Origin of the sequence: Serratia sp. BIGb0163 (assembly GCF_024809935.1) — a bacterium.
Taxonomy (GTDB): domain Bacteria; phylum Pseudomonadota; class Gammaproteobacteria; order Enterobacterales; family Enterobacteriaceae; genus Serratia; species Serratia quinivorans.
Map to the genome: position 1 here is coordinate 389645 of NZ_JANUDZ010000003.1, position 15278 is coordinate 404922.

Annotated in this window: 13 protein-coding genes and 1 pseudogene; 11 read left to right on the top strand and 3 right to left on the bottom strand. The window is 53.0% G+C overall.

The features are described from left to right. Window positions 1–105: 105 nt before the first annotated feature. Window positions 106–2676 (bottom strand): AAA family ATPase, encoded by a 2571-nt coding sequence (locus tag M2406_RS14920; protein WP_259190478.1) that lies wholly within the window; start codon window positions 2674–2676, stop codon window positions 106–108. 209 nt (window positions 2677–2885) lie between these two features. Here M2406_RS14920 and M2406_RS14925 point away from each other — a divergent pair, with 209 nt between their 5' ends. The 5 genes from M2406_RS14925 (at window position 2886) to M2406_RS14945 (ending at window position 7684) form a co-directional block, all read left to right on the top strand. Continuing rightward, the gene (locus M2406_RS14925) at window positions 2886–3290 is read left to right on the top strand and encodes a TIGR03757 family integrating conjugative element protein (protein ID WP_259190479.1); all 405 of its coding nucleotides are present in this window, start codon (window positions 2886–2888) and stop codon (window positions 3288–3290) included. Window positions 3291–3357: 67 nt separating this feature from the next. After that, window positions 3358–4293 (top strand): TIGR03756 family integrating conjugative element protein, encoded by a 936-nt coding sequence (locus M2406_RS14930; RefSeq protein WP_405050626.1) that lies wholly within the window; start codon window positions 3358–3360, stop codon window positions 4291–4293. A gap of 10 nt (window positions 4294–4303) precedes the next feature. After that, on the top strand, window positions 4304–5788 hold the full coding sequence (locus M2406_RS14935) for an integrating conjugative element protein (RefSeq protein ID WP_259190481.1): 1485 nt from the start codon (window positions 4304–4306) through the stop codon (window positions 5786–5788). Between the two features lie 16 nt (window positions 5789–5804). Further along, complete coding sequence (locus M2406_RS14940; RefSeq protein ID WP_259190482.1) at window positions 5805–6176, top strand: hypothetical protein; 372 nt, start codon at window positions 5805–5807, stop codon at window positions 6174–6176. Beyond that, window positions 6173–7684 (top strand): conjugal transfer protein TraG N-terminal domain-containing protein, encoded by a 1512-nt coding sequence (locus M2406_RS14945; protein ID WP_259190483.1) that lies wholly within the window; start codon window positions 6173–6175, stop codon window positions 7682–7684. Before M2406_RS14940 ends, M2406_RS14945 begins: the two co-directional genes overlap by 4 nt. A gap of 39 nt (window positions 7685–7723) precedes the next feature. Here the strand turns inward: M2406_RS14945 and M2406_RS14950 are convergent, their stop codons facing one another. Then, window positions 7724–8125, bottom strand: coding sequence for a hypothetical protein (locus tag M2406_RS14950; RefSeq protein ID WP_259190484.1), 402 nt, complete (start codon window positions 8123–8125; stop codon window positions 7724–7726). A gap of 148 nt (window positions 8126–8273) precedes the next feature. Between M2406_RS14950 and M2406_RS14955 the strand changes: the two are divergent. After that, a pseudogene (locus tag M2406_RS14955) lies at window positions 8274–8387 on the top strand (transposase); the annotation flags it as partial. Between the two features lie 584 nt (window positions 8388–8971). On the opposite strand, the gene M2406_RS14960 reads toward M2406_RS14955, so the two are convergent. Next, window positions 8972–9925: a LacI family DNA-binding transcriptional regulator gene (locus tag M2406_RS14960; RefSeq protein ID WP_259190485.1), complete on the bottom strand. Its 954-nt coding sequence runs from the start codon at window positions 9923–9925 to the stop codon at window positions 8972–8974. A 295-nt stretch (window positions 9926–10220) separates the two neighbouring features. On the opposite strand from M2406_RS14960, the gene M2406_RS14965 reads away from it, so the two are divergent. The 5 genes from M2406_RS14965 to M2406_RS14985 all read left to right on the top strand — a co-directional run bounded on the left by M2406_RS14965 (window position 10221) and on the right by M2406_RS14985 (window position 15199). Continuing rightward, window positions 10221–10535 (top strand): PTS sugar transporter subunit IIB, encoded by a 315-nt coding sequence (locus M2406_RS14965; protein WP_259190486.1) that lies wholly within the window; start codon window positions 10221–10223, stop codon window positions 10533–10535. Between the two features lie 12 nt (window positions 10536–10547). Further along, a complete protein-coding gene (locus tag M2406_RS14970) occupies window positions 10548–11876 on the top strand; it encodes a PTS sugar transporter subunit IIC (RefSeq protein WP_259190487.1) in 1329 nt (442 codons plus the stop codon). 20 nt (window positions 11877–11896) lie between these two features. After that, entirely contained in the window at window positions 11897–13300 is a 1404-nt protein-coding gene (locus M2406_RS14975; RefSeq protein ID WP_259190488.1) for a glycoside hydrolase family 1 protein, read from the top strand. Beyond that, entirely contained in the window at window positions 13293–13595 is a 303-nt protein-coding gene (locus M2406_RS14980; protein WP_259190514.1) for a PTS lactose/cellobiose transporter subunit IIA, read from the top strand. Before M2406_RS14975 ends, M2406_RS14980 begins: the two co-directional genes overlap by 8 nt. Before the next feature lie 221 nt (window positions 13596–13816). Beyond that, entirely contained in the window at window positions 13817–15199 is a 1383-nt protein-coding gene (locus M2406_RS14985) for a carbohydrate porin (RefSeq protein WP_259190489.1), read from the top strand. Window positions 15200–15278 lie beyond the last annotated feature (79 nt).

The window sequence follows — 15278 nt, forward strand, 5'->3', positions numbered from 1 at the left end:
GATAAATATAGAACAGAAATAATCCGGTTATTCTGTTCGAGAATATTCCGGATTATTTCACTTATAAAATCAGCAATGAAATAGTAATTTCGACTATTAATCTTACTAAGCTGTGATGATTTTATCTCGCTTGGCTTTCAAATTATCTCGCCACGTCTTGAGCGACTCGATATCAGCGCGAAGTTCTGGCTCTTCTGGAATTATAACAGGTACTTCGGATGACTGGCTGTGCTCATAGCAACTGTACTTGGTCATGAGGTCATCGATCAACTTGCAGTCCTCGACAGATATTTGACGAACTCCGCTAAGACGGCCATCAGTTGTCACACTCCTTCGATGTCGTAGAACTACCTTATTGAGTAAGTCTTCTTCTACAGAGCGCTCTACCAGTTTACGAAAATCGCTGCAAACTCCTTGGGCCAAAGCCCTATATGCTACCCCACCCCCAGCTTCACCGGCTTTTCTTGCGGCATCTAGCCGCGTGAGAAGAATATTATTGGCTTTCTTAGTATTCGCATTCCAGACGTCTTGCGCTGCTGGATGACCTGCGATGCCTGCATAAGCCTCGATACACATAGGGTGATAATGAGCATCCTTCCACGCTTCTCCAGCTTTTTTTGCCACATCTTCCAATGCACCATATAGCGATAGTCGGTGAGTAAGGACAAGAACTTGCCGACTTTTGGCTAGTTCAACTAGCCTGCAGGCTACATGCCACTCAAAATCATTATCGAGAGATGAAATTGGATCGTCGAATACAAATGGCGCAGCGCCTGGTTTGTCCGAAACATCGGCCAGAAAAGCTGCAAGGGAAATAATTCTTCTTTCACCTTCACTGAGTATATTCTGAGGTTTGTCGTTTTGAACACCTTTCAGGCGTAGTTGGTGAAGCACTCGGGCATTTTGTGTTCTAGTTTTTACTAGTTCGACTTGTATTCGGGGAGCTCCGAGGGATTGTAATTCGCGATTAAATCTTGCAACGTACGCTTCAGTGACGACTTTTTGCGTTATTTCCGCAGATTTCAGCGACACAGGTCGGGAACCTGTAAGTGCTTTCCATGTATCATAAGCCGCATGTTTTTTGAACCGCTCAACCTCGGTTTCAATAGCATCTTTTTGCTCCGCTACCCATTTTTTCGCTTCTAATCCGAGCTTTTCATTACTTGCTTTAACCCTGTCGAATTTCTGCGCATCTAATTCATGCTGAATAGCCTGAGCTTCTAAGCTGTCACGATAAGTTACAAGGTTGGCTAAACTTTCCCTCAGGTCCTCAACTGGTTGAGCACGTTGAGTATTTTCGTGGGACTGTAACGCAAGAAGCGATTGTGAGGTATGCTGCCAAATTTTCCAGAGATAATTTTTCCAATCATCTGACAGACCTGTTGCGATACATAGAGTATGAACTTGCTGTTCAGTGATAGCAGAAGGAAGCTGTTTCAATGCTGATTGATAGAGAGTTTCAGCAGTTTTTGCGTCTCCTTCGAGCTTGGTGTTAACAAATGTCTCGAAGTCCGTAAGCCGTTGTTGTGCCTCTGTTGTGAGCTCTTGTTGGCAAAGAATGCAACGGGCATCGACTGTAACTGGAAATTGTGAACCTGGGTAAGGTATAGCTGAGAATTCTCTTGCTGCTTCCCACATTGCACGCCATGTCGGCGTACCTATTCCATCAAGTACTGAGGCCTGTACTTTACCACTCTCAATGGCAATGTTTCGTTTTTCTATTGCCGACTTTCTGAGGGCTCGGATTGCCTCCAAATTATCAATCCCATATTCTCTTGAGGTTTGTGTGAGCTTGGTAATAAGTTGCTGTACTTCAGTTTTAGTCGCGCGCTTTTGCCTGGCCAGCGCTATAGGATCTTGAGCTTTAAGGCGTTCATCTAAGTCTTTGAGTTGCTGTTCTTGTTCAGCGGTCCAATTAGTAATTGCAGCAATCGTAGCTTGGGCCGCGTTAGCTAGCACTTTATAAGTACTGGCAATTTCACACTGTTGATATATGGGTGGGAGAGTTGGTAATGAGCTAATAAGTTTTGCTTGTTCAGCATCCAGCAGCACTCTGATTTTCTCAATTTCTACGGCAAGTCTTTCGAACAATCCTACGATCGAAGGGATATAGGTCGCTGTACTTTCAGCGCTGAGATAATGGTTTGCTTCGTCACTATCAAATATGTCTATGGCCTTTAGCTCCTCGATTGGCGCGCTTCCTACGTGCCATTCGGTAGTGCTAGTTACACCATTCAATTGATACGTGATTTGGCATTTGCGTTCCTGTGGTGGTTGCAGAAACACATTCGCTTTCAAGTCAACGGCTCGTGGCTTACCTGAAACTTTTTTCAATACTCGTGTATAGCTGGATTTGCCTGAGCCATTATGACCATAAATTACGGTCAGATTTCCCGTTCCGAAGTCAAAAGGCTGCCGTGGCCCTAGGTTTTCAATACCATAAACACCTTCAATACTTGTTAAACGAAGCTCTTCAACTATAAGTGAGGGTTGCATCAGACTTGCAAAGGTGCGGTGTTTAGTCACCTTTTGGCCTTCAGGTGTTTTCAACAGTGCAACGAGATCTGACAAATCCGTTGCAGTTAATGGACCATTATTTATGAGTCTATCGGCTGCTTCTTGAAACCATTCCTGTTGTCCTAACAACCACGAACGAATTTCGTCTTGAACGTCCATAGCTTAACTCCCTTTAGAAAGTATGTGTATTGGCAAGCTAGCAAAACCCTACCTCAATATCTATAGAAGAACTCTGCTCTAAAGTGAATTACTGTTGATTTTGTTGTGTTGAGCAATAAATTTTCATAATCCAATAAAGACTTCTTTGCTGCCTTCTTGAACTGCCCATAGCACCCTGTATGGATTCTATCCACGCAGGAGTGCAGGCCATGAAAATCAGCACGTTGCTGACGTTGTTCCCTCTGCTGATGCCGGCGTCGGTGCTTGCCGGCACGGTACTCTATACCGATTCCCACCATCCCCCGACTAACGTCGATGCCTCGGTATCCGTTATTTATCTTGACGGTCCTGAACAGCTGCAGGCGCAGACGTATGGAGAGATGTCGTCGAACCCGGATGAAGCCGAACGCCAAGCTAAAACCGTGCTGCAGTCACCGCAATGGCAGGCCCATGAACAGGAACTGGCCACGGTCTATCGTGCAGTGGTACGAGCCTGGGAACTGGGCGTGACAAAAGTGCCGGCCGTTGTGTTTGACGGTAGGGATGTGGTGTATGGCACGGCTGATGTAGCCCAGGCCATGGCGTTGCGTGCCCAGTCACAAGGGGGGCAGTGATATGCAGCGAATCCCTTTAATACCTCCGGAGCAACCCCGCCTTACCCTTAAATCCCTCTGTGTGGCCATGATGTTGTCCGCGGCCAGCGTGCCGGCAGCGAACGCTGCGCTAAACAGCGCGCAGATTGTCGCGAGTGCTGTATCGCAGGCTTGTATCAGCTGGCGCGTCAGCGGCATTTGTTATTGGCTGCTGTGCACGCCGTTTGGCTGCAAGGTGCGGACCTCCGTCAAAGTCACCCACTTTATCCCGGAAGCCGTAGTGTCGGCGTACAACACTCAGGGAGGTAATCCCTGGCGTGAAATGTCGATGGTGAGCCAGGCTGCCGGCGGGCTGGAAAACAGTATCACCAGCGCGCTGAGTGGCGTGTCTGCCGGTGGTGGCAATAACGAGCTGAAAACCCCCGGGGAACGTAAAACCAATCTCCACTTCAAGTATGCCGATGCCATTGGTCATCCGGCAACGTCCCTGATTGGCGGCAGCATTGCCGGCTATTCGTGCCGCAGCGCGGCGACCCCTTTTGTACCGTATTTCCTCAGCACGCTGGACAGCCTGGCGTGGCGTACCGGTATTCCCGAATCCCTCTACCCGGAGGCGTTGGTGCCGGGGATGCGTGAGGTTGGCAGTCAGGCGGCCGCGAATATGTGGGGCAACGTCTATCCCCGCTCGGGGTTTGTGACCCAGGTCGATGACGACAAGGCCGGTGCCCTGGTGGCACAGCGGGTGGCGGACATCATCACCCGTTCTGGCCAGCCCCACGTCTATCAACCCCTGATGGGGCAGCGCTCTGAGGGGTACTGGCCTCCAGGCGCTGTGACGGAGAACACGGGTACCAGTAACCACAAGTGGCAACGTCTGGCACCGCAGCTCAGCCAGTCTTGTGCCGTGTTCCCGGACGGCGACCATCCGCCGGCAGCGGATGCGAACGCTGCCTTTGCCCTGTGGCAACCCTACAGCTGCTGCCAGCGCCGCGGGCAGCGTTTCCTCGCCAGCACGGACTTTTGAGGCATGAACGATGAATAACACGATGAATAAACGCACTTTCCGAGGGCGGCGCAGCCTGCTGTCTCTGTGGGTTGTCAGCAGTCTGATGCTGGTCGGTATGAACGCGCACGCTGACGACAATGATGATAACGGTACTTTGTTTGGCATTTCGTTGCCCCAGGTGAATGACAGCAATATCGGTTACGGGAAGAATGCCAGCGGCGCGGTCTCGGACAAGCTGTTTTATTCCCTGGGCGGTGGCTCGGTGATCTCACAGCCGGCGACACGCGGCAACATGCAACGCCTGGGCATGAACCTGGGCTGGAGCTCGGATTTGATGTGCGGCAACTTCGACCTGAAGACCACCATTGGCAACCAGCTCAATGGGGTGACGGACGGTTTCAAGAACCTGATGGGCAGCGTTATTCAGGGGGCCACCGGCGCGGTGGCCAGCCTGCCGGCGATGGCGATCCAACGTGCTAACCCGGGGTTGTATGAAATGCTGACCAACGGAGTGCTGCAGGGTGGCGTCGCGTTCGACAAAGCGCAGCTGAACTGTCAGAACCTCTCGAAGCGCATGATGGACATGGCGGATACCGGCGGCTGGAGCCAGGCGGCAGCGATGGAGGAAGCCAAGAGTCTGGTCAATAACGGGGATGCGGATGCGGTGCGTTCAATGAACGCGACGGAGAAGGTGACCGGGCAATCCGGCCAGACCTGGATCGGCGGTCAGAAGCGAGGTGGCTCCGGTCAGCCGGCCATCAAACCGACGCACGACCTGGCGGCCGCCGGCTACAACATGATGAATGCGCTGCCGGTCACCAGTACCTCCAGCGTATCCGGCAGTAGCTGCACCGGCGGTGCCTGTGCCAAATATGCCAGCAGTGAAGAAGCGGCAGCTGCCGTGGTGAAGGTGTTGGGGGATTCCTCCCTGCGCACCTGTAAAGATGCGGCGCAATGCACCAGTGGTGAAGACAGTGAGCAACCAGGCAGTACCGTGGCCGGCACCGGTTTTGCCCCGATGCTGGAAGAGGCGACTAAAGCAAATAATGAGCAGTTGGCCAAACTGGTCAACGGCGCAGAGAAACCCACCACGGGCAACCTGGCCAAGCTCAAGACGGGCAGCCTGGCGGTGACCGCCGGGGTTATCAAGGCGCTGCAGCGTGACCCGGATAATGCTGCCCTGGTCGGCCGCCTGGCCAGCGAACTGGCGATGGCTGACACCATTGAAACGGCCTTTATCATGCGCCGTATGGTCACCACCGGCATGTCAGAGCCCAATGCTGCTGTCCAGAAAATGGCGATGGAAGAGGGCGATCGGCGTATCGAGTCGCTGGACCGCGAAATCACGGCGCTGAAAAACGAGATGGAGATGAAACGCGAGATTTCCCGTAACGCGGTGCTGACCATCATCGATCGCGAGAACAACCGTGCGGAAACCAACCCGCAGCGTCAGTCGGTTGACAGCCCGGACACCAAGTTCAACCAGTTGGCCGTACCGGAAAGCGACCAGTAACCGTGGGGATGTATCAATGACTGGAACAGAGAAACAAGGTATGTCGCCGCGCAGGGGCGGCCGGCTCGGTCATCGGGCAAAGCGTGTCCTGCAGATGTTGGGCATGCTGGTGATTGCGATGATAGTGGCGCTGGGCATGGCCCACTGGGGTGTCAATCACCCAGGAGAGAGTACCGCGCTGCGTGACTGGGTGCACAGCACTCGTTATGGCTGGCTGAGCTGGCGTCTGGCGCTTTACGCCGTGCTGACCTGGGGATTCTGGAAAATCTGGCACGCGCCGGGCTGCAAACCGGAATACCGGCAGCCCCTCAAGCGCATGGCCATCGCCTGCGCGGTATTTGCTCTGGCATGTGAATACAGTCTCTTTGGCGGAGGGTTGACGTTATGATGACCAACAGCTATCTGGAGTATTTCCTGACGCTGCTCGGCTGGCTGATTAACAACGGCCTGTGGGAGCTGCTGGTCAGCACGGGGCTGTTTGTGCTGCCATTGCTGTTCAAGGTGGCGGCCATCTGGCTGAAGGTCCGGGAGGAAGGGGAAGATGAGGGCAACAAAGGGATACTGTCCCTGCCGCGCATCGAGAATCTGCTCTACGGCGCGTTTTTTGTGATGCTTGCCTGCTGCCTGCCGCTAATGAATGTCAGTCTGGACACCATCAAATATGACAGCAGCCGGGCAGTGACCTGCGGTACCTGGACACCCAAAAAACCGGATGAAACGGGTTACGCCAACATCATGTCGAGCATGAACGGCCAGACGGCGAAGGTGCCGGTGTGGTGGTTGGTGGTGCATAAGCTGTCGAAGGGGATCACGTCGGCGGCAGTGGCCACCATTCCGTGCCGGCCGGATCTACGGCAGGTCCGTTTTGAGGTCCAGCACAGTCGGGTCAACAACCCAGCACTGGCAAAGGAGCTGCAGGACTTCACCAACGACTGCTACGCGTTGGCGCTGTATACCTGGCAGAACCGCGACCAGGGACAAACGACGGATAAGGCGACGCTGCGTGATATCGAGTGGCTGGGGTCGAAGACCTTCCTGAACGGCGGGTACTACAGCAACTTGCAGTCGAAAACGCCGCGCGCCAGTTTCCCGTGGAATGAAGCGAGAGACAGCGGCCGAGCAAACACCGGACGGGGTGGGTACCCGACCTGCAGCGAGTGGTGGTCAGCCGGCGAGACGGGCCTGGAGGCCCGCGTGGTGAAACAGGTCGACCCCGGCGTGATGCTGCGGATGTCCGCTGCGCTGAAAATGATGGGGCAATCTGACGCGGACTATAAAGAAGCGGTGGTGCGTCGTCTGGTCAGCCCGGATAACCTGACGGTCTCCCAGGGCGGACGGGCGTATGCCGGCTATGGCGGTAACGCTGACTTTACCCTGGACAACTCGGTTAACCGTATTGCATCGATGGGCGGGACCGCACTGGGGAGCCTGGCGGCGTATCCGGCATTTGATGCGATGCGTCAGGCGCTGCCGATGGTGCAGGCGGTACTGTTGATGGCGGTGTACATCATGGTGCCACTTATCCTGGCATTCGCAGCCTACGAGTATAAGACGGTAATCACCGTGACGTTTGTGGTGTTTGCGCTGAATTTCCTGACGTTCTGGTGGGAACTGGCGCGCTGGCTGGACAGCTGGCTGCTGGAGGCGCTATACGGCTCGGATACACATAGCCGATGGAACGTGGCTGGTTTTCAGAACAGTTCTGACGACTTGATCATGAATCTGGTGATGGGGTGTATGTTCATCGTGTTACCGACAGTATGGATGGCCGCGTTGTCGTGGGCCGGTATCAGTGCAGGACAAGCAATTGGTAATGCGATAAATGCGGGTTCAAAGAAAGCTCATGATGCAGGAGGACAGGCTGTCGACACCCTGAAAAAATCAGTAAAACTGTAAGTTACAAAAATCTTGAGAGGGCTGATTAGCTCAGCCTTCTTATTCATCATCTAGATCCATCCTATACGATCCGCAATATAATCCGTAACCTTGGTCACCATCCCTATATTCTGTTAAAGACTCACTATTAGTATTTGAATCAAAATACTCAGAGTCATTTTCTTGGGAGTCCGCCTGACCAAATTGTTGAAGTATGAACGCGATTGCCCAAATAAAAAACATGCAACCTGCGATGACAATACCACCGAAAAGTATTGCTGTGACTGAACCTAGAAACGCAACAGCAATGGGTACATGCCCAATCCAGCCAGGAAGCTTGTGCTTATGAGCTTTAGACACACAGAATGTATCCCATCTCAAAATCGTCCCTTTAAGACGCTTCCACACGCGGGCTGCCAAAATGCCTCGTTGGTAGGCTAACTGGTTTCGGGTTTGGTTCATAACCCCCCTATATCTTATTAGGTCTTCCCCCCATCATAGCTTAAATAACAACCAACGACTACTTGCCATGACATGCTCCCCGTTGGTTAACACGCCCCATGTTAGTAATGTCTTCATCAGCAACATGAGGGCATCCCATGAATAAGCGTTTTCTGACGAACAGTTCATCAGTATTCTCCGCGAAGCTGAGGTCGGGGTTTGCGTCCGCGAGCTTTGTCGTAAGCATGCGATCTCTGAAGCTGCCTTTTACACTTGGAACAGGTGTTGGTAACGAATATTACCGATCTTCCATTGCAGACGGGAGGAGGATAAGTGATTTGAGTTTGGTAGCAGATATCCTGTGAAGAGTTTACTTTGCACCGTGTCCACTATTGCTGGGTAAGATCACTCGGGGGGAGTTTTCCCTGGTAGACAGTGCTGACTCGGCAATGCCCGCCGATGAACGCCAGTGGTAAAGAGTTTTGAATACCTTCCTGTCGTGCTATTTGATTAACTGACTGATTATGCGGAGGTAACATTCTGGCGATCACCGCGGCTTTACGTTCTGTTGGATAAATACCCATACAACATCTCCAGCCCCCGGATAATTTTTCCGAAGGGGACGACAACTACCCTGACATGGGGGGACCTGGCCAAAGTGCCGACTTTGAGCTGACGTATGCCTTGCTGAAAGATACTGAACAGGTGAAGCTGTACCAGGACAAGATCAAGGCGCTGCTGGGGAACAATCAACCCAAACTGTTTGAGACGCCTAACACAGTAGAATAAGCGTCAGCAGTGGGAAATGTATCGATCGCGGGCCAACCTTGTTGGCCCGTTTTGTTTTCCGGCGGCACCGGAAATCGCTTAACGTTTGTGCCTATCCGGGATAATCAAATCCCCGCGCAGCACGCAGGCACCGAGCATATCCCGGGTTTTCTCCGTCAACCAACTGACGATACGCGCCGCCATGGCGTCCATTGAATATTCAATAGACGGGATCGCCGGAATGCCAGGTAAATGCAGCGAACCGGCCAGGCTAAAGACCATAATGTCGTCCGGTAAGGATTTATTGAATGCCTGTAGTTGGGTAATCACCTGCTGTGCTTCTTGCTCGTCTGCCACCAGAAGCGCGTTGAAATTGAGCGTGGTGGCGTTATTGAGCAGCACCTGTACCGCAACGGAAGAGGTGGTCGAATCCATAAACACCAGGTTGCGATTGAACGGCAAAAAGTTGTTTTCCAGCGCAAGCTTATAGCCCAGCAGCACCTGATCGGCACAGCCGCTGGCATCAGGCTGGATCAACGCTATTTGGCGTCGCCCCTGGCTAATCAAATAATTGCAGGCGCTTTCGGCGGCGAAAGCGTGGTCGAACTGAATGCTGTTGGGCGTATCGGCCTCAACGCAATCGACCAGGATCACGTTGTCGTTCGGGATGCTGAGCGGGAAACGGGCGCCGATAATCAGCACGTCGTCGCACAACCCGCAGGTGAGTTCATCCAGTGCGTTCATTACGCCCGCTTTGGTGTTGGCGAAACGCAGCAGCAGATGCTTTTGATGCTGACTGAGCTGTTTTTCCAGCGCATAAAGATAACCTGTGGTCTGGTTAATATTTTCCTGTGCGCAGATAACCCCGATGCAGCCCGTTGATTGGCTAAGCAATGATTGCGCGATCACATTGGGCCGGTAATTTAGCTCTTCTGCTGCCTGCAATACCGCAAGACGACTGGCTTCCTTAACGCCGCGTGATCCACTCAACACCCGCGAGACTGTGGCTTTTGATACCCCAGCTAAACGTGATACATCGTTGATTGTTGACATCTTTCTCTCCTGACAGACCCACGCTGCAGCCTGTAAAAAACATCCGGTAATGGCTCACTTTATCGCCGTCAGCAGTATAACCGTTTTCTTTTTTTCATGGAAACCGATTTTCCATACCATCTCAAAACACCTCAAAGTAAGACAAAGATATGTGATGAGAATCCAAGAGAAATTCCTTGTATTGCCTAGATCATGATGACTATCACACTTCCACACTCACTTAATGGAAAACGGTTTCCTTATGGTGTCCAATCATTGCGCATTCACGTTATTTACCCGTTGAGGATGGTTGTCGATGTACAAAATTATGCTGTGTTGTTCCGCTGGGATGTCTACCAGCCTGCTGGTCAGGAAAATGGTGGAGGCTGCGGATGAAAGGGGATTGCCGGTCGAGATCGACGCCTTTGGCGTAGCCGAGTTTGATACGCAGTTTCCACGCTATCAGGTGGTGCTGCTGGGGCCACAGGTGAAATATATGCTTAAAACACTGTCAGAAAAGGCTGCCGTCCAAGGCATACCCGTTCAGTCCATTGATCCGATGGACTACGGCATGCAGCGCGGTGAGAAGGTACTGGACTATGCTCTGTCGCTGATCGCAGCGGCGCACTAAAAAGGTGTTCCTATGAGTTCGTTATATCAGTCAATGGTTGCCGTCATCGAGCAATCCATCACCCCGCTGGCCGGCCGCCTGGGGCAGCAAAAATATGTCATTGCCATCCGCGATGGGTTTACCGCCGCGTTGCCGTTTATGATTATTGGTTCGTTCATGCTGGTCTTTATCTTTCCGCCGTTTTCCGCCGACACCACGAACAGCTTTGCACGTGGCTGGCTGGATTTTTCGCAGACTTATCGCGAACAGCTGATGTTGCCGTTCAATCTGAGTATGGGGGTGATGACCTTCTTTATCTCCGTGGGAATTGGCGCCAGCCTCGGGCGACAGTTTAATCTCGATCCGGTGATGTGCGGTTTGCTGGCATTTATGGCCTTTTTGCTGGTGGCTGCCCCTTATGCGGACGGCAAAATATCCACCCAATATCTTTCCGGGCAAGGGATTTTCACCGCCCTGATCACCGCGATTTACTCAACTCGCGTTTACGCCTGGCTCAAGCAGAACAACGTCACTATCCGCCTGCCGAAGGAGGTGCCCACCGGCGTAGCGCGTTCGTTTGAGATCCTGATCCCGGTACTGGTGGTGATTGGCACGTTGCATCCGCTGAATCTGTTTATCGAAGCGCAAACCGGCATGATCCTGCCGCAGGCGATTATGCATCTGCTGGAACCGCTGGTGTCCGCCTCGGATTCGCTGCCCGCCATCTTGCTGTCGGTCTTGCTGTGCCAGATTTTCTGGTTCGCCGGCATCCATGGTTCACTGATTGTCACCGGTATCATGAACCCGTTCTGGATGGCGAACTTGTCGGTGAACCAGGCAGCGTTAGCGGCCGGAACGGCATTGCCACACGTTTATTTGCAGGGTTTCTGGGATCACTATCTGCTGATTGGCGGCGTCGGTTCGACGTTACCGCTGGCTTTCCTGCTGTTGCGCAGCCGCGTTGCACACCTGCGCACCATCGGCAAGATGGGCGTGGTGCCAAGTTTCTTCAACATCAATGAGCCGATCCTGTTTGGTGCGCCGATCATCATGAATCCGATGTTGTTCATCCCGTTCGTTTGCGTTCCGCTGGTCAACGCCGTACTGGCCTATACCGCGACGCGTTTGGGATGGCTGGCACAGGTGGTATCGCTCACGCCGTGGACCACGCCGGCCCCCATTGGTGCCTCCTGGGCGGCGAACTGGGCGCTCAGTCCGGTGGTGATGTGCGTCATCTGTATGGTGATGTCCGCCCTGATGTACTTACCGTTCCTGCGTGCCTACGAGCGCTCTTTAATGAAAACCGAAGAGCAAAAAGCGCAGAGCGCTGCACCGCTGGCCGGAACCGTCGGCAACAACTGATATTGATGGAGAACCGAAGCATGAAATACGCATTTCCCGAGCACTTCTGGTGGGGCAGCGCCAGCTCCGCGCTGCAAACCGAAGGGGACAGCCTGCAGGGCGGTAAAAGCCCGACAATCTGGGACACTTGGTACGCCAATGAGCCCTGGCGTTTTCATCAGCAGGTTGGCCCACAGGAAACATCAACCTTTTACCGGAACTGGCGCCAGGATATCGCGCTGCTGAAGCAGCTCAACCATAACAGTTTTCGTACCTCCCTCAGCTGGTCGCGGTTGATCCCGGACGGAACGGGCGAGGTGAATCCGCAAGCGGTCGCGTTTTATAACAACGTGATTGATGAGTTGCTGGCGCAGGGCATCAAGCCGTTTATTACGCTGTTCCATTTTGATATGCCGATGGCGATGCAAGAGAAGGGCGGCTGGGAAAACCGTGAGGTGGTCGCGGCCTTTAGCCGCTATGCGCAGGTCTGTTTTGAGCTGTTTGGCGACCGGGTAATGCATTGGTTCACCTTCAATGAGCCGATTGTGCCGGTCGAAGGCGGTTACCTCTATGATTTCCACTACCCCAACGTGGTCGACTTTAAGCGGGCGGCGACGGTGGCATACCACACGGTGCTGGCGCATGCGTCGGCGGTGCGGGCGTTTCGCGCCGGGCTTTACGCCGGGGAGATCGGTATCGTGCTGAACCTGACGCCCTCTTACCCCCGTTCGCAAAATCCGGCGGATGTAAGTGCCGCGCACCACGCCGACCTGCTGTTTAACCGCAGTTTCCTCGATCCGGTGCTGCGTGGCGAATATCCGGGCGATCTGATGGCTTTGCTGAAAACCTGGGATCAGCTTCCGGCCTGCCAGCCTGGCGATCGGGCGCTGATTGCCGAAGGGAAGATTGACCTGCTGGGGGTCAACTATTACCAACCACGCCGCGTGAAATGCCGCGACAGCGCCGTAAACCCGCTGGCGCCCTTTATGCCTGAATGGTTATTCGAAAACTATGAAATGCCCGGCAGAAAAATGAACCCTTACCGCGGCTGGGAAATTTATGAACCGGGTATTTATGACATTCTGACAAACTTGCGCGTTAACTATGACAATCCGCGTTGTTTTATTTCCGAAAACGGCATGGGTGTGGAAAACGAACAACGTTTTGAGGAAAACGGCCAAATCAACGATCACTATCGCATTGAGTTTGTTTCCGAACACCTTAAGTGGCTGCATAAAGGCATTAGCGAAGGCTGTAATTGTCGAGGCTATCACATGTGGACGTTTATTGATAACTGGTCATGGTGCAATGGATATAAAAATCGCTACGGCCTGGTGCAATTGGATTTAGCCTGCCAGCAACGTACCGTCAAGAAAAGCGGAGAGTGGTTTGCCGCCACCGCTGCAGACAATGGGTTTAACGAACAGGAGACAAATGATGATTGAGTTGGAAGAGGCGGTCATGGAGATTATCGTCAACGCCGGGCAGTCGCGCAGCCTGTGTTTTGAGGCGTTGCGCGCCGCGCGTGAAGGCAACATCAGCGAAGCCAAGACGCTGTTACAGCAGGCCGATAGCTTTTCGCGGCTGGCGCATCAGATGCAAACCAAACTGATCGAACAGGATGCCGGTGAGGCTCGGCAGCCAATGACCTTGATTATGGTGCACGCGCAGGATCATTTAATGACGTCTTTACTGGCGCGTGAATTATCGGAAGAGATTATTCATCTTTACCAACGCTAATAACACATTGTTCATGTCAACAAGGGGAAATAATTACGAAGATTACTTAACTGTTTTGTACCCATATAAATAATAAAGAATCAGCTTGTTTTGGTGATGGCACGGTTGTTTTTTAAAACCAGAACAGGATGGCTGTTATATAAAATAAACCAGCCCACACAATATCATTAAAGCTGCCTTCAGGCAGCTGATAGGATCACGTGTGTACAATTGAGATAACCATGAAAATATATAATAAATTGCCAATAGCGCTGGCGATAATGGCCGCGCTTTGCTCTGGATCCGTACTCGCTCAAGAATTTACTCAAGAACAAATCGATGCCATTGTGGCCAAAGCGGTCGATAAAGCCCTGGCGCAACGGCAGGCGAAAATAGATGCCGCCGTAAACAAAAAGGTCGATGTCATTACCGAACCGCAAAGCACCGCCCAGTCGCCGGATATGGCGATCCCTTTTGGCGTCAAATTTTCCGGCTACGCCCGTTATGGTGCACAGTTCCAGGGTGGCGATCAGAAATTCGTCGGTGTTGACGGCTCTTACAACGGCGCGTCCGCGCTGGGCCGCCTGGGTAACGAAGGCAATGGCGGCGAATTCCAGCTTTCCAAAGCGTTCAAAGGCGATAACGGCGCAATTTGGGATGTCAATGTGATGTTCGACCACTGGGGTGACGAGGTAAACCTCAAGAAAGCCTATGCCGGCGTCACCAATATTCTGGCCTCCAATCCGAATGCCTATCTGTGGGCCGGCCGCGATTTTCATCAGCGTCCGCAACAGGGCATCAACGACTATTTCTGGATGACCCACGATGGCCAGGGCGCGGGGGTGAAGAACTTTGATATCGGCGGCGTACAGTTTGACGTCGCCGCCGTCGCGGCTGTTGAGTCCTGTGATCCGAGAGTGGCGGAAGACGAAGCCAACCCATCGCGTATCACCTGTACCGGCGGTTCAGGAACCGGCGATAAAGGTAACTACGCGCTGACCTCGAAAATTCACGGCATGAAGGTTGGTCCGCTGGATTTGGAGCTGTACGCCAACTATGGCTTCGATTCGAAAGCGGTGGAAAGCGATGAGCGCCTGAAAGCCTGGCAGGGCGGCGTGGTGTTGAGTCATACCGGTGACAAAGGAGTGAATAAAGTCATCGCCCGTTACTCCAACAATTCGGATAACAGCGTCTACAACAAAACGGACGAATTGACGGCGATTTACGCCAGCTTCGAGGGGAACTACAAGTTTACCCAACAGGCGCAGGTGGAATACCTGCTCGCCTTCCATGATTACTCCAACGACGCCGACGGCACTGACGATCGCCGTAACTACGGCGCGATTGTGCGGCCGATGTATTGGTGGAACGACGTGCATTCAACCTGGCTGGAGGCGGGCTACCAACGGGTAGATTACGATCAGGGCGGCGATAACCATGGCTGGAAACTCACGCTGTCGCAGAATATTTCGATTGCGATGGGGCCGGAGTTCCGCCCTATGCTGCGCTTCTATGTCACCGGCGGTGAGGTGGATAACAAACATACCGCACGCGTGAACGGTACTGACGACGATACCCAACTGGATTCGTTCAACGTCGGCGCAATGTGGGAAGCCTGGTTCTGATCAGTGTCCGGAGTGGCCGAATCAACGGTCACTCCGGCATCACCATCAAAGAAAGTTGGGTCTGGTTGGCGCGCTCCGC

Coding starts and splice junctions, on each gene's coding strand:
- M2406_RS14940 (WP_259190482.1), top strand. CDS start 5,805: ATGACTGGAACAGAGAAACAAGGTATGTCGCCGCGCAGGGGCGGCCGG.
- M2406_RS14965 (WP_259190486.1), top strand. CDS start 10,221: ATGTACAAAATTATGCTGTGTTGTTCCGCTGGGATGTCTACCAGCCTG.
- M2406_RS14945 (WP_259190483.1), top strand. CDS start 6,173: ATGATGACCAACAGCTATCTGGAGTATTTCCTGACGCTGCTCGGCTGG.
- M2406_RS14930 (WP_405050626.1), top strand. CDS start 3,358: ATGATGTTGTCCGCGGCCAGCGTGCCGGCAGCGAACGCTGCGCTAAAC.
- M2406_RS14975 (WP_259190488.1), top strand. CDS start 11,897: ATGAAATACGCATTTCCCGAGCACTTCTGGTGGGGCAGCGCCAGCTCC.
- M2406_RS14935 (WP_259190481.1), top strand. CDS start 4,304: ATGAATAACACGATGAATAAACGCACTTTCCGAGGGCGGCGCAGCCTG.
- M2406_RS14980 (WP_259190514.1), top strand. CDS start 13,293: ATGATTGAGTTGGAAGAGGCGGTCATGGAGATTATCGTCAACGCCGGG.
- M2406_RS14920 (WP_259190478.1), bottom strand. CDS start 2,676: ATGGACGTTCAAGACGAAATTCGTTCGTGGTTGTTAGGACAACAGGAA.
- M2406_RS14925 (WP_259190479.1), top strand. CDS start 2,886: ATGAAAATCAGCACGTTGCTGACGTTGTTCCCTCTGCTGATGCCGGCG.
- M2406_RS14950 (WP_259190484.1), bottom strand. CDS start 8,125: ATGAACCAAACCCGAAACCAGTTAGCCTACCAACGAGGCATTTTGGCA.
- M2406_RS14970 (WP_259190487.1), top strand. CDS start 10,548: ATGAGTTCGTTATATCAGTCAATGGTTGCCGTCATCGAGCAATCCATC.
- M2406_RS14985 (WP_259190489.1), top strand. CDS start 13,817: ATGAAAATATATAATAAATTGCCAATAGCGCTGGCGATAATGGCCGCG.
- M2406_RS14960 (WP_259190485.1), bottom strand. CDS start 9,925: ATGTCAACAATCAACGATGTATCACGTTTAGCTGGGGTATCAAAAGCC.